This window comes from Streptomyces sp. NPDC005722 (genome assembly GCF_040630935.1).
Taxonomy (GTDB): Bacteria; Actinomycetota; Actinomycetes; order Streptomycetales; family Streptomycetaceae; genus Actinacidiphila.
The window spans coordinates 1-13,389 of record NZ_JBEXYN010000050.1 but is presented as its reverse complement, the minus strand read 5'-3'; the positions used below and the strand labels follow the sequence as shown (position 1 = coordinate 13,389).

The following is a 13,389-nucleotide window of genomic DNA, read 5'->3' as shown; positions in this document are numbered from 1 at the left end:
TGGGGGCATGGGACACAGGATGACCGAAGAAGAGTGGCGGGCCTTCGTCTCCGCCGGGACGCGCACGGGGAAGCTCGCGACGACGCGGGCGGACGGCACGCCTCATGTGGCGCCCGTCTGGTTCCTGCTGGACGGCGACGACGTCGTGTTCAACACGGGCAAGGCCACGGTCAAGGGCCGCAACATCACGCGCGACGGCCGGATCGCCCTGTGCGTGGACGATGACCGGCCGCCGTTCGCGTACGTGGTGCTGCAGGGGCGGGCCGAGGTGAGCGAGCATCCCGGTCCCCTGCGGGAGTGGGCCACCCGCATCGCCGCCCGCTACATGGGCGAGGATGCCGCCGAGGCGTTCGGGGCCCGCAATGGGGTGCCCGGTGAACTCCTCGTGCGGATGCGGATCGACAAGGTGCTCGCCGAGTCCGGTGTGGCGGACTGAGCCCCTCGGGCCGAAGCCCGGCCCGCGTCAGCGGATCGGCTTGCCACCGTTGGCCTTCTTGCCGTTGGCGCCCATCGCCCACCAGGTGCCGCCCACGCCGTGGCCGTTGGTGTCGCCGGGCTTGGTGTCGCCGACGTACCAGTAGACGGGCCAGCAGTTGTACGACAGCTGCTTGGTGCCGTCCGGCCGGGTGTAGGTGCTGACGAGCTTGGGGTTGAGGCCGGCGGCCTCGGCCTGCGCCTTGGTGACGGGCTTGGCGGCCGGCCACTTCTTCAGGCACTCGCCGGTGCAGTTGGACACCATCGGCCAGTCGGTGTCCTTGTCGAAGCGGTACAGGGTGCGGCCCTTGGCGTCGACGAGGATGTCTCCGAGCTTGGCGTCGTTGACGACGGAGAGGATGGGCCACTTCTTGTCGGAGGCCGCGTCCGTGGTGCCGCTGTCGGAGCTGTCGTCCGTGCCGCCGGCGTATCCGTCACCGGTGCCCGAGGAGGGGTCGGCCGAGGTCTCGCTGTCGTACCCGTAGTCGCCCGAGGAGGACCCGGTGCCCGGCTGGGCGGACTGGACCGCGTCCTGCTGCTGGGCCGCCGGCGCCACGCTGCTGGCCTGGTTGTAGCCGTTCGACCCGCCGCAGGCGGTGGCGAGGAGGAGGGCAGCGGCCGTTCCGGCGACTGCGGCACCGATCCGCTTGTGCATCTGGACTCCTTGAGCGGTAGGGGCGTCGGGGCCCGTGCGCCCCGTCTGGCCACCTGTACGCACCCGGTTCGGCCCTCTCTCAATGCACTGTGAATTCCTTCATCGCGGGTCCCGTTCTGCTAGGGTGCCCCGCTTCGTGCAGGGGGCGTCAGCGCACCGACTCCAGGAGGCGGGCCGCGTGCATCCGCCCCGCGTGCTCGACGAGGGCGATCAGCACCTCCTTGCCCGAGGCCCGGTCCCGGGCGTCGCAGAGGACGACCGGTGTGCCGTCCTGCAGGTCGAGGGCGCGCGCGATGTCCTCGGGGCGGTGCTCCAGCGCTCCGGGGAAGCGGTTGACGGCGACGGCGAACGGGATCTTGCGATGCTCGAAGAAGTCCACGGCCGGGAAGCAGTCCTCCAGGCGACGTGTGTCGGCCAGCACCACCGCGCCGAGCGCCCCTTGTGACAGTTCGTCCCACAGGAACCAGAAGCGGTCCTGGCCGGGAGTGCCGAACAGGTAGAGCGACAGCCCCGCCCGAATGGTGATCCTGCCGAAGTCCATCGCCACGGTGGTGGTGGACTTCCGCTCGACACCCAGGGTGTCGTCCACATGCCGTCCGGCCTCGGTCAGCTGCTCCTCGGTGCGCAGCGGCCGGATCTCGCTGACCGCGCCCACCATGGTGGTCTTGCCGACCCCGAAGCCCCCCGCGATGAGGATCTTCAGTGCCATGACCGGCGTCTCAGAGTGCCCGGAGTCCATCGATCACCTCTCGCAGGATGCGCTCGTCGGGTAGGTGCGCCGGCGCCACGGGGGTGCTCACCCGCACGCTGCCGAGCGTCAGGAGGTCGCCGAGGAGGACGCGGACGACCCCCAGCGGCAGGTCGGTGTCGGCCGCCAGCTCCGCGACCGACAGGGGCTCGTCACGGCACAGCGCCAGCAGCGCGTTGTGCTCCGGTTCGAGCGCGGGATCGTCGGCGGCGCCGGGTTCGGCCAGCACCAGGGCGATCAGGTCCAGAGCGGCGACCGCGGTGCCGGGCCGGGTGCGGCCGCCCGTCAAGGCGTACGGACGCACCAGGGGCCCGGCCGCGTCGTCGTACCAGCGGCCGTCCGGCCCGCGTGGGTAACCGCGGTCCATCACCCGTACGCCGGTCAGCCGGCGGCCGGTCCGGCGGCGCCGAGGCGCGCCGGGGTGTGCAGGTGCTCGCCCACGCGCTTGACCAGGCGCGCCATCTCGTAGGCGATCAGCCCGACGTCGGCGTCCGCACCGGTGAACACCGCGAGGCACGACCCCTCGCCCGCGGCGGCCACGAAGAGGAAGCCCTGGTCGAGTTCGACCAGGGTCTGCCGGACCCGGCCCGCCGCGAAGTGGCGTCCGGCGCCCTTGGCGAGGCTGTGGAAGCCCGAGGCGACGGCCGCCAGGTGTTCGGCATCCTCCCGGGTCAGCCCGCGTGACGAGCCCACGGCCAGGCCGTCGCCCGACAGCACCACGGCGTGACGGACGTGGGCCACCCGGTCGGTCAGGTCGTCCAGCAGCCAGTCCAGTTCAACGGACCGGTTCGATGCGTCGATCATCCATGCTCTCCTTCGCGGGGTGCCGGGTCGGTGGTGCGGGCGGCGTCCTGCTCGCCGTCCCCGTCCGCTCGGTCCGTGCCGTGCCCGTGGCCGGGACCTCCGGGTCCGGGCCGGGTGCCGCCGTGGTCCGGGGCGGGCCGCGGAGGGCGCGCGCCGCCCGGCCCGCCGTCGGCGGCGTCGCGGGCTCCGGCACCGCCGCCGCGGATCCAGCCGCGGCGGAAGGCGGCCATCGTCGAACGCGCCTGCTCCGCGGTCCGCTCGGGGACGTCGTGCCCCGTCTCCTGCCGCCCGGGGACGTGTTCGGGCGCGCGGGGCTCCAGGAGCTGCGGAGCGAGGCTCGCGCGGCGTACCCGGCGCGGGAGTCCGCCGTCCGTGGCAGGCGCGGCCCCGGGGACGCCGACAGCGGCGGGAGCGGGCGCGCCACCGCGGGCGGGGGCGGGTACGAACGCCGTCGCGGGCTCCGGCCGGCGGACGGGCCGGGGCGCGGAGGGGCGCGGCAGCCCGTCGCCGTCGCCGCGCGAGGAGGCGGCCGCCGGGGGCGGGACCTCCGCGGCCCCCGGGCGGGAGCCGTGCGGGCCGGACGCCGCGCCCCCCGTCCCGGCACCCCGTGGGGCGCGGGCCTCGGGTGCCCTCATGTCGAGCAGGGCGGTGGGCAGCAGGACGACGGCGGTGGTGCCGCCGTACGGGGAGGAGCGCAGGGACACCTTGACGTCGTGCCGCCGGGCGAGCCGGCTGACGACGAACAGTCCCAGCCGGTCGCTGTCGAACAGGTCGAGCGCCTGGGTCTGCGCGATGCGCCGGTTGGCCTCGGCCATCGCCTCCTTGCCCATGCCGAGGCCGCGGTCCTCGATCTCCAGGGCGTAGCCGTTGCCGACCTGCTCGCCGTAGACGCGCACCTTGGTGTGCGGCGGGGAGAACTGGGTCGCGTTCTCGACGAGTTCGGCGATCAGATGGGTGAGGTCGGCGACGGCGGAACCGACGACCGCCGCCAGGGGCAGCCGGCGTACCTCGACACGGGCGTAGTCCTCGACCTCCGCAACGGCGGCGCGCACCACATTGGTGAGGGGCACCGGCCTGCTCCAGGCGCGGCCCGGAGCGGAGCCGGAGAGGATGATCAGGCCCTCGGCGTGCCGCCGCATGCGGGTGGTGAGGTGGTCGAGCCGGAACAGGTCCTCCAGCTCGCCCGGGTCCTCGGTGCGCCGTTCCATGCTGTCCAGCAGCGCCAGCTGACGGTGCACCAGCACCTGGCTGCGCCGGGCGAGGTTGACGAAGACCCCGGAGACCCCGTTGACGAGTTCGGCACGCTCCGCGGCGGCACGCAGCGCGGCGCGCTGCACGGTGGCCAGCGCCTCGGCCACCTGGCCGATCTCGTCGGCGCCGTGCCTGCCGAGGGGCGCCTCCTTGCCGAGGTCGATCTCCTCGCCGGCGCGGAGCCGCCGCATGGCCCGCGGCAGTTTGCGGCGGGCGAGTTCGAGCGCGGTGTTGCGCAGGCCGATCAGTTCGACGACGAGGCCGCGGCCGATCCGTACGGAGATGAAGAGGGAGGCGACGACGCCCAGGAGGCCGAGCAGGACGGCGATGCCCGAGGTGCTCAACAGCCCCTGGACGACGGTCCGGTCGGCGGGCGCGGCGGAGGTGGCGACCTTGCCGAGTCCGGACAGCACCTGTGCCGCGGCCTGGTCCCAGGAGTCGGATGTCACCCCGGCCGCGGCCGCTTTGCCGGAGCCGGCGCCGAGGACGGCGTCCTCCATGGCCTCGAGGTCCGTGTACGCGGTGGAGCGGGTCAGCCGTTCCCAGGCGGTTCGCGCGTCGCCGCCGAGGTCGGCGACGGAGCCGGCGAGCAGGACGCGGCGCGCGGTGACGGCGCCGCTCAGGTCGCGGTAGCGGTCCGTGGGCAGGTCGCGGGTGAGGGCGGCCGCGGCGAGCAGGGCGTCCTCCCGGGACAGCTGTTCCGCGGCGCGGCCGATCTCCAGGGCCGTGCGCTCGCCTCGGGACGTCGCAAGGGCGCCGCCGATCGCGAAGCCGTCGGTGACGGCGTCGGTGTAGGAGCGGTACGTCTGCCGCCAGTCCGCCGCTCCGCGGGTGATGCCGGGGCGCAGTGCCCGCAGGCGCCGCAGGTCGCCGACGAAGGTGCGGACCCGTACGGCCGCGGTGCCCGGCAGACCGGTGCCGTCGGCGACGGTGTGGCCGCCGCCCAGTTGCAGCAGGGCGGCGGCCCGGTCGGTGGCCGTGGCGCGTCTGCTCAGTTCGGCGGCGGCCCCGCTGGTGGGACGGGCCAGGTAGCGGGTGGCGGCGCGGCGTTCGGCCTGCAGGGCGGTCACGGTGTCGGCGACCGGCTCGCGGATCGTTTCTGCAATGCGCTGTGCACGCAGCCGCCCGGAGAGGTCCTGGGCCGTGGTGACGGCGGCGAAGGCCCACAGCGCCATCAGGGAGACGACGGGCACCATCAGGAGGGACACGATCTTCGCGCGTACGCTACGCGGCCGCAGGCTCAGCCGACCCCGCGTCCCCTCGCCCCCTGTGCCGTCGGTCATGCCCGGGGCCTCCTCGTGCGCGGGGAGCCCGGCGTGCGCTCTGCGGCCCCGTGGCGGCGTCACAGGGCCCCCTCGCCGACGCGCTGGGCGGTCGCGGAGGCGATGCGTTCCCTCGCCGTCGGGGAGAGCGCGACGAACGCGGAGGTCAGGAAGAGGTAGGAGCCGAGACCCACGATGAGGGGGAAGAGGAACGCGGTCGCGCCGGAACCGGGCAGCACCTCCGCCGAGGGCCGGACCCGGACCTGCACGGCCAGCATCCCGGTGTAGTGCATGCTGCTGACCGCGGCGCCCATCACCAGGGAGGCGCCGGCGACGACCACGGGGCGACGGATGGTGAGCGCGGCCCACAGGGCGGCGGTCGCGGCGGCCCAGGCGATGACGACGGACAGCGCCACGAGCCACGGTTCGTAGGACACCGCTCCGTGCAGCCGGACGGCGGCCATGCCCAGGTAGTGCATGCTGGCCACGCCGACGCCCGTGGTGAGGCCGCCGGCCACGAGTGCCCGGAAGCGGCCGCCGCCGTAACCGACGGCGAAGACTCCGAGGCCGACCACCACCATGGCGACGACGAGGCTGAGGACGGTCAGGGGGACGTTGTAGCGGATCTCGGTGCCGGTGACGCGGAAGCCGAGCATGGCGACGAAGTGCATCGTCCAGATGCCCGTGCCGAGGGCGCTCGCGGCGGTGAGCAGCCAGTTGCGCCGGGAACGGCCGGTCGCGGCCAGGGCCCGTACGGTGCAGCGCAGCCCCAGCGCGGCGCCGACGCACGCCATGGCGTACGAGAGCAGCGGGGTCAGCCAGCCGAAGGCGGCGTGGTCGATGTGTCCCATGGCCCCGGGACGCTAGTGCGGGGGTGGTCGCACGCTCGGGCCATGTCGTAACCCTGCCTTATTTGACAGCGTGCTTTCAGGATGCGGTCCCCGACGATCGCGTGCGGCACGAACCTGCACAAGGGAAGCGTGTTTCAGCCACTCCGCGGCGCGTACATGATGATTCCGACGCCCACCAGGCACACCAGCGCGCCCGTCACGTCGTAACGGTCGGGCCGGAAGCCGTCCGCCACCATCCCCCACGCGAGCGAGCCCGCGATGAACACCCCGCCGTAGGCGGCGAGGATGCGGCCGAACTCGGCGTCCGGCTGCAGGGTGGCGACGCACCCGTACAGGCCCAGGGCGATGACGCCGGCCCCGATCCACGCCCATCCCCGGTGCTCCCGCAGCCCCTGCCAGACCAGCCAGGCGCCACCGATCTCCAGCGTCGCGGCGAGGAGGAACAGGACGACGGAACGGAACGGGATCATGCGACCATGATGCCCCGCGTCCCGTGCGCCCCGGGGCGCGCCCCGAACCGGAGGTGGACCGCTGTGCACACCGACCCCGCGCAGATCCGCGCGTTCTTCGCCGCCCGCGCCGCCGACTGGGAGACGCGCTACCCCGACGACGCGCCCGCCTACCGGGCCGGCGTGGCCGAACTGGGCCTGCGGGACGGCCAGGCGGCGCTCGACGCGGGATGCGGCACCGGCAGGGCGCTGCCCTTCCTGCGCGCGGCCGTGGGCGCCTCAGGGACGGTCGTCGGCGCCGACCTGACCCCCGAGATGCTGGGCGCCGCGGTACGGGCCGGGCGCCGGGAACACGGCGCCCTGCTGCTGGCCGACTGCGCCCGGCTACCGCTGCGCGACGCCACCATGGACGCCGTCTTCGCCGCGGGGCTGATCGGGCACCTGCCGGAACCTCGGTCCTGCCTGCGGGAGCTGGCCCGGGTCACCCGGCCCGGCGGCCGGCTGGCCCTCTTCCACCCGATCGGCCGGGCGGCGCTGGCCGCCCGGCAGGGCCGTGAGCTGACCCCGGACGACCTGCGCGCCGAGCCCAACCTCGGGCCCCTGCTGGAGTCCTCGGGATGGACCATGACCTCCTACACCGACACCGACGAGCGGTTCCTCGCAATGGCGACGGCGACGGCGTAGGCGGCGGGTTGCCGACCACGATCTCGTGACCGGCGCCGACGACCGGGAGCGGGACCGTCACGACAGTCGCGCCGCCGATCGCCCGCCCCATCGCGCGCACGGAACTCGGCTGACCGCCCCCTTCCCTCGCCCCGGCGGTAGCCTGCGGACGTCCGAACGACGAGAAGTGCGAGGCCGCCCGTGACCCGAGAGCTGTACAACGTCCGGCTGGTGCCCCGCGAGGGGGACCCGACCCCGCTGACGGACGAGGAGGAGCAGCGGGCACGGTCCGCGCTCTTCAACGACCTCGGCCGCGCCGTCTCCGACCGCGGCTGGGTGCGCTTCCCGGCGTACTCGCCCGAGGAGCGGCGACGGCTGGTCGACGTCGCCCACCGGCTGAGCGCCTACTGGGGCACGGAGGTCGGCGTGGAGGCCGAGGACCACTGCTCCATGCGGCTCTTCCTCCCCGGGTACGGCCCCCGGGAGTCCGCGGCCACGCCCGTCGTGGAGGCCCGGGGCTGACGGCCCGGCCGGGGCCCCGGCACCCGGGCGGCGGGCGCCTCAGACCTCGGGGAGCCCGAGCAGCGACCGGGCGACCACGCGCGGCGGGACGCCGCGCTCCTGGGCGAGCACCACGACTGCGCGCCGCGCGAGTTCACTGATCCCGAACATCAGCGCCTCCGGTGCGACACGCGCCGAAGCGGCCTCGACCGCCTCCTCGTCCCCTTCGACGGAGGCCGCGACATGGGCTGCCGCCGCCTCGAAGAGGTTGCGCTCGCGGGACGCGCGGCGTGACGGCTCCGCGCCGGGCGGCGGGGGCTTCGCGGACCTCCCGGGCGGCCGCGCGTCGGTGAACCTCCGGAGCCAGGTGGCCATCCGCATCACCCCTCTCACCCAGGGGAGTTCCCGTCCGCGGGCAGCCGGAACCCCGGGAGTCCGGGGTCGCCGTCGCCCGCGGTGAGCACGAGGGGGGCTCCGCGGACGGTGGGATCCCAGCCGGCGGAGAGCGCGTGCTCCACGAGCAGGCGCACGTCCCGCGGGGTGGGATGGGCGGTGTCGGTGACGCAGTACCCCCACGGTCCGGGCCCGGAGGCCGACACGAGATCGGCGACGAGGGCACGGCCACCGGGGGCGGCGGCGTCCGTCACGCGGACGAGGACCACACGACGGCAGGTGCCGTCGGACTGGCCGGCGTGCCCGATGCGGGCCGTCCACACGAACTCGCGGCCGTCGAAGCGGAGGCGACGGCGCCGTTTCCTCACGGGCGGCCGCCGTGGTGGGGGCGGGAGTTGACCATGCCATGAGCCTAGAAGGCGGCGATCCGGCCGCCGAACGGTTTTCCACAGGCCCGGCCCCGGTCTCGACGCGGGTGTTACCCGGTGGTTAGGGTGCGCCCACCACTGCGAACACACCGGAGAGGGGATGCCCGTGTCCGCGACGGACGACGAAGCGCTGTTCGTGCTCACGGCGGCGATGCTGACGCCCGCGCAGTTCCCGGGCGTCCTGGCCGACGACTATCCGGCGGCCTGCGCCGAACTCGGGCTGCAGCCGGTGGACGACGGCTACGGCCTCGTCTTCGGCCAGGACGGGGCGGGCGCCCGGTGGACGGTGGCGATCAGCGACACGGCGATGGTGGCGTGCGCCCTCGCCGCGTGGGACTGCGGGCTGGAGTACGACCTCTCCCCCGACGCACACTCCGTCGTCGCCGCGCTGCCCGGGTGGCCGCTGCCGGTCGCGGTGGCGGCGCCTGGCGTCCCCGACCCCCATGATCCGCCGGAGGAGGAGAGCGGCCCGCCGCTCTCGCCGCCGGACACCACGACGTGGGGCCCGGCACAGCGTCGCCTCGGCGCCGACGAGATAGCGCTCCGCTGGCGGGTCTGGCGGGAACAGCTCGACGCGGGGGACGAGTCGGACACCTCGGACGTCTCGGACGAGGACGGCGAGGCGAAGGACACCGGCGGCACCGTCGGTTCCGATGCGCCGGGTACGACCGCGCAGGCCGGCAAGGACTCCGGGGAGCGGTCCCCTGAGCCGTCCGGGAAGGACTCCGCCGAGGGCTCCGGCAAGAGGCCCGCCGGCACCGGGCCCGCCGGCACCGGGCCCGCCGGCACCGGGCCCAAGGCCGCCGAACCCGCGCCCGCCGAGCCCGGTGCCCCCGAGCCCGGCGGCCTCCACCCCGGGGTCCGCCGCGCACTGGAGGCCGCCCAGGAGTACCTGCGGACGCCCCCGCCCCCCGGCCGCATACGCTCGACCGCCGCCGGCGAGGGCGTCCGCACCCTGCGCGTGGACGGCGAGGACTGGAGCCTGGTGGCCCGTACGGACGACATCGCCTTCGTGCTGCTCGACGAGGAGCCCGGCGAGGTGCTGCCGGTCGGCCGGGGGCCGGAGCTCCCCGGCCTGCTGGAGTCCCTGGAGAAGCTGGCCGTACGCCCCTCCTGAGCGCGCACGCGTGCCGTCAGGCACCCTGGCCGTCCGCCCGGACCTTGCCGTCGACCTTGCGCGCGGCGATCAGGACCGGGTCCCACACCGGCGAGAACGGCGGGGCGTAGCCCAGGTCCAGCGCGGTCATCTGCTCGGCCGTCATGCCCGCGGTGAGCGCCACCGCGCCGATGTCCACCCGCTTGCCCGCGCCCTCGCGACCGACGATCTGCAGCCCGAGCAGCCGCCCGGTGAGCCGCTCGGCGATGGCCTTGACCGTCATCGGGGCGGCGCCGGGGTAGTAGCCGGCCCTGCTGGTCGACTCGATGACCGCGGTGACGTACTGCAGCCCGGCGGCACGCGCCTGCGACTCCTTCAGTCCCGTGCGGGCGATCTCCAGGTCGCAGACCTTGCTGACGGCGGTGCCCACGACGCCGGGGAAGGTGGCGTAACCGCCGCCGATGTTGGTGCCGATGACCCGGCCCTGCTTGTTGGCGTGGGTGCCCAGCGGGATGTGCTGCAAGGCGCCGGAGACCAGGTTGAGGACCTCCACGCAGTCGCCGCCCGCCCAGATCGCCTCCTCGCCGCGCACGCGCATCGCGCGGTCGGTGAGCAGCCCGCCGTACGCGCCGAGCGGCAGCCCCGCGTCGCGGGCGAGGCCGGTGCTGGGCGCGACACCGAGGCCGAGCACGACGACGTCCGCGGGGTACTCGCCCCCGTCGGTGGCGACGGCGCGGACCCGTCCGTCCGTCCCGGTGAGCACCTCGCGCACCGGCGCTCCGGTGACGACGGTGATGCCGAGCCCCTCCATGGCCTCCCGCACGAGCCGGCCCATGTCCGGGTCGAGGGTCGCCATGGGCTGCTCGGCGGCTTCCACGAGGGTGACCTGCAGCCCGTGCCGCAGCATGGCCTCGGCCATCTCCACGCCGATGTAGCCGCCGCCGACCACGACGGCGTTCCGCGGGGACCTCTCGGCGAGGGCGTCGATGATGTCCTCGCCGTCGTCGAGGATCTGCACCCCGTACACGCCGTCCGCGTCGATGCCGGGGATCGGGGGGCGCTTGGGCACGGCACCGGTGGCGATGACGAGCTGGTCGTACCCCGTCCACTCCTCGGCCCCGAGGACGTCACGGGTGCGCACCCGCCCGCGGTCCCGGTCGATCTCGACGACCTCGGTGCCGAGCCGGACGTCGATGTCGTGCGAGCGGTGCTTCTCGGGGGTGCGGGCGATCAGCTTCTCCGGTCCTGCGGCGTCGCCCGCGATCCAGTACGGGATACCGCAGGCCGAGTAGGAGGTGCGCCGCCCGCGTTCGAAGGCGATCACCTCCAGTTCGTCCGGCCCCTTCCTCCTGCGCGCCTGCGACGCCGCCGACATCCCCGCGGCGTCCCCACCGATGACCACCAGCCGTTCCCTCATGTCCCGCAGCGTATGCGCCGCCCCCGGTGTCCCGCCCGGTCAACCCGTTGCCGCAGACTGGGCGGCATGGACCTGCAGATCACCGCGACCTCCCCGGACCATCCGGCGACCCTCCTCGACCTGCCGTGGGACGTGCCGCTGGAGGAGTGGCCCGAGGAGCACCTGGTGGCGCTGCCGCGCGGCATCTCGCGGCACGTCGTCCGCTTCGCCCTGGCCGGCGACGAGGTCGTGGCGGTCAAGGAGGTCGGCGAGTGGGCGGCCGTCCGCGAGTACGGTCTGCTCCGCGACCTGGACCGCATGGGCATACCCGCGGTCGACGCCCTCGCCGTCGTCACCGGCCGCACCGACGACCGCGGCGAGCCCCTGGAGCCGGTGCTGATCACCCGCCACCTGGGCGGCTCGCAGCCGTACCGCTCGATGTTCGAGACGACGATGCGCCCGGGCACGGTCAACCGGCTCCTCGACGCGCTCGCGGTGCTGCTGGTCCGGCTGCACCTGGCGGGCTTCGCCTGGGGCGACTGCTCGCTGTCGAACACCCTCTTCCGCCGTGACGCGGGCGCCTACGCCGCCTACCTGGTGGACGCGGAGACGGGGCAGATCCAGCCCACCCTCTCGCGCGGCCAGCGGGAGTACGACATCGAGGTGGCCCGGGTGAACATCGCGGGCGAGCTGATGGACCTGGAGGCGGGCGGATCGCTGCACCCGTCGGTGGACCCGGTCACCTTCGGGCAGGCCATCGCGGACCGCTACGAGGAGCTGTGGCACGAGCTCACCCGCGAGTCGGTGTACCCGGTGGCGAAGCGGCACTACATCGACCGGCGCATCCGGCGGCTCAACGAGCTCGGCTTCGACGTGGCGGAGATGCAGATCCAGAAGTCGCCCGACGGGGACGACGTCACCTTCCTGCCCAAGGTCGTGGACGCCGGGCACCACCAGCGCCAGTTGCTCCGCCTCACCGGCCTGGACGCCGAGGAGAACCAGGCCCGCAGCCTCCTCAACGACCTCGAGACGTGGATGGCGGGCCAGGAGGACTACGCCCCGGGCGACCCGCTCGGCGCCCGCCCGGAGGTGCTGGCCCACCGGTGGGTGCGCGACGTCTTCCGCCCGACGGTCCGCGCCGTGCCGCGCGAGCTGCGCGGCTCGCTGGACACCGCGCAGATCTACCACGAGCTGCTGGAGCACCGCTGGCTCATGTCGGAGCGGGCCCAGGGCGACGTGGGCCTGGACGCGGCGGTCGAGGACTACATCCACAACGTGCTCCTCGCGTCGCCGCAGGGGCCGGCCGTTCCCCTGCCGCCGGACTAGGCAGTGCTCACCCGCACCGTGGGCGCCACGGACCACTCCGTGGACGCCGGGAGGGCCGTGGCCGCCGCGGCTATCGTCGCGGCGCAGTGTCAGGACAGTGAACCGGTCGACACGCCCCACGGTCCCGAAGCGCCCATGCCGACAACGGCGCGCGGCACTCGACCGCCTTCGCCCGGTGCTCGCCCGGCCCCGGCCGGCCATACCGCTCTTCGGCATCGAGCCATGCGCAGGGCGGCAAGGTCATGGCCCTCGGCGCCCTGCGCATGGCCGGAGCAGTCAACGGCGGGTGAACACCGGCTCCCATGCCTGGCCGGGCCGCGGCGTCCGGGAGGTGGTCAGCGGCTTCAGGTGCTTGCCGTCGATGTCGACCACGACCAGGCGCTGACAGAACTGGCTCTCGGCGCAGCCCTTGCCGTACGTCTCCCAGGCGAGGACACGATGGTTGTCCGCCCAGGCGAGCAGTTCGTCCGTCCTCTGGGTGCCGGCGGTCTTGCCGGTTCTGGCGTCGAGAACCTTCGTGGGCCGAAGGGGCATCACGGGATCGCCGGTCAGCCGTCCGTCCGGCGACAGGCCGGGCCCGAAGAGCATCGGGGACTCGCCCGCAGGTCCGGGACGCTGCCGTCCCTGGGCATCGTAGAACGTGATGATCCGTCTCTTCTCTGCGTCCCTCAACATGATCAGGCTGCCGTCACGCGTCCACTCGGCGTCCTCGATCCGGGCCGCGAACGGCGCCTCGTGCGCCCCCTTCGACACCGGGTAGCTGCGCCACGCCGACGTCCCGCCCGCCAGGTCGACGACGTAGTAGCCGGTGCGTTCGATGCCCCAGAACCTCCCGCGCAACGTCCAATAGAACGGGATATCCGAACCTGCGGCATCTGATGAATGCCAGTTCTCCTCAACCGTCTTCTTGGCCACGTACGTGGTGACGGCGAGCTTGTCGCCCTGCGGGGACCAGGCCACACCGCCCGCCGCACGGCCGAGGTCGATCCAGCGGGCGACCTTTCCGGTGCTCATGTCGACCAGGCCGACCCGCTTGGCGGGCAGCGGCCCTTCGAGCACGGCGGCGGTCTTCAGGCCCCGGGCGACGTCGAT

Annotated in this window: 15 protein-coding genes and 1 pseudogene; 5 read left to right on the top strand and 11 right to left on the bottom strand. The window is 74.2% G+C overall.

Annotation, left to right across the window (positions count from 1 at the left end):
* Nucleotides 1-7: 7 nt before the first annotated feature.
* Nucleotides 8-436 (top strand): PPOX class F420-dependent oxidoreductase, encoded by a 429-nt coding sequence (locus tag ABZ479_RS35505; RefSeq protein ID WP_500465395.1) that lies wholly within the window; start codon nt 8-10, stop codon nt 434-436.
* A 27-nt stretch (nt 437-463) separates the two neighbouring features.
* Here ABZ479_RS35505 and ABZ479_RS35500 read toward each other — a convergent pair whose 3' ends face one another.
* The 7 genes from ABZ479_RS35500 to ABZ479_RS35470 form a co-directional block, all read right to left on the bottom strand.
* Nucleotides 464-1,129, bottom strand: coding sequence for a hypothetical protein (locus tag ABZ479_RS35500; protein ID WP_499603136.1), 666 nt, complete (start codon nt 1,127-1,129; stop codon nt 464-466).
* Nucleotides 1,130-1,277: 148 nt separating this feature from the next.
* Entirely contained in the window at nt 1,278-1,868 is a 591-nt protein-coding gene (locus ABZ479_RS35495) for a GTP-binding protein (protein WP_500465394.1), read from the bottom strand.
* On the bottom strand, nt 1,849-2,244 hold the full coding sequence (locus ABZ479_RS35490; RefSeq protein WP_499603137.1) for a DUF742 domain-containing protein: 396 nt from the start codon (nt 2,242-2,244) through the stop codon (nt 1,849-1,851). Before ABZ479_RS35490 ends, ABZ479_RS35495 begins: the two co-directional genes overlap by 20 nt.
* A gap of 14 nt (nt 2,245-2,258) precedes the next feature.
* Nucleotides 2,259-2,681 carry a roadblock/LC7 domain-containing protein gene (locus ABZ479_RS35485; protein ID WP_499603138.1) on the bottom strand — a complete coding sequence of 141 codons (423 nt, stop codon included), beginning with the start codon at nt 2,679-2,681 and terminating at the stop codon, nt 2,259-2,261.
* Nucleotides 2,678-5,215: a sensor histidine kinase gene (locus tag ABZ479_RS35480; protein ID WP_500465393.1), complete on the bottom strand. Its 2,538-nt coding sequence runs from the start codon at nt 5,213-5,215 to the stop codon at nt 2,678-2,680. The genes ABZ479_RS35485 and ABZ479_RS35480 overlap by 4 nt, the downstream gene beginning before the upstream one ends.
* Nucleotides 5,216-5,274: 59 nt before the next feature.
* Nucleotides 5,275-6,045, bottom strand: coding sequence for an MHYT domain-containing protein (locus tag ABZ479_RS35475; RefSeq protein WP_499603140.1), 771 nt, complete (start codon nt 6,043-6,045; stop codon nt 5,275-5,277).
* Nucleotides 6,046-6,179: 134 nt separating this feature from the next.
* Complete coding sequence (locus ABZ479_RS35470; protein WP_500465392.1) at nt 6,180-6,515, bottom strand: YnfA family protein; 336 nt, start codon at nt 6,513-6,515, stop codon at nt 6,180-6,182.
* Between the two features lie 6 nt (nt 6,516-6,521).
* Here ABZ479_RS35470 and ABZ479_RS35465 point away from each other — a divergent pair, with 6 nt between their 5' ends.
* Complete coding sequence (locus tag ABZ479_RS35465; RefSeq protein ID WP_500465391.1) at nt 6,522-7,178, top strand: class I SAM-dependent methyltransferase; 657 nt, start codon at nt 6,522-6,524, stop codon at nt 7,176-7,178.
* Nucleotides 7,179-7,358: 180 nt separating this feature from the next.
* The gene (locus ABZ479_RS35460; RefSeq protein ID WP_500465390.1) at nt 7,359-7,679 is read left to right on the top strand and encodes a hypothetical protein; all 321 of its coding nucleotides are present in this window, start codon (nt 7,359-7,361) and stop codon (nt 7,677-7,679) included.
* Nucleotides 7,680-7,718: 39 nt separating this feature from the next.
* Here the strand turns inward: ABZ479_RS35460 and ABZ479_RS35455 are convergent, their stop codons facing one another.
* Both ABZ479_RS35455 and ABZ479_RS35450 read right to left on the bottom strand, forming a co-directional pair.
* Nucleotides 7,719-8,039: a hypothetical protein gene (locus ABZ479_RS35455; protein ID WP_500465389.1), complete on the bottom strand. Its 321-nt coding sequence runs from the start codon at nt 8,037-8,039 to the stop codon at nt 7,719-7,721.
* An 8-nt stretch (nt 8,040-8,047) separates the two neighbouring features.
* On the bottom strand, nt 8,048-8,419 hold the full coding sequence (locus ABZ479_RS35450; RefSeq protein WP_500465388.1) for a hypothetical protein: 372 nt from the start codon (nt 8,417-8,419) through the stop codon (nt 8,048-8,050).
* Between the two features lie 160 nt (nt 8,420-8,579).
* On the opposite strand from ABZ479_RS35450, the gene ABZ479_RS35445 reads away from it, so the two are divergent.
* Nucleotides 8,580-9,596 carry a hypothetical protein gene (locus ABZ479_RS35445; RefSeq protein ID WP_500465387.1) on the top strand — a complete coding sequence of 339 codons (1,017 nt, stop codon included), beginning with the start codon at nt 8,580-8,582 and terminating at the stop codon, nt 9,594-9,596.
* Nucleotides 9,597-9,612: 16 nt separating this feature from the next.
* On the opposite strand, the gene ABZ479_RS35440 is transcribed toward ABZ479_RS35445, so the two are convergent.
* Nucleotides 9,613-10,992 (bottom strand): FAD-dependent oxidoreductase, encoded by a 1,380-nt coding sequence (locus ABZ479_RS35440; RefSeq protein WP_500465386.1) that lies wholly within the window; start codon nt 10,990-10,992, stop codon nt 9,613-9,615.
* Between the two features lie 66 nt (nt 10,993-11,058).
* On the opposite strand from ABZ479_RS35440, the gene ABZ479_RS35435 reads away from it, so the two are divergent.
* The gene (locus tag ABZ479_RS35435) at nt 11,059-12,297 is read left to right on the top strand and encodes a DUF4032 domain-containing protein (protein WP_500465385.1); all 1,239 of its coding nucleotides are present in this window, start codon (nt 11,059-11,061) and stop codon (nt 12,295-12,297) included.
* A 276-nt stretch (nt 12,298-12,573) separates the two neighbouring features.
* Here ABZ479_RS35435 and ABZ479_RS35430 read toward each other — a convergent pair.
* Nucleotides 12,574-13,389: pseudogene (locus ABZ479_RS35430) on the bottom strand (hypothetical protein); the annotation flags it as partial.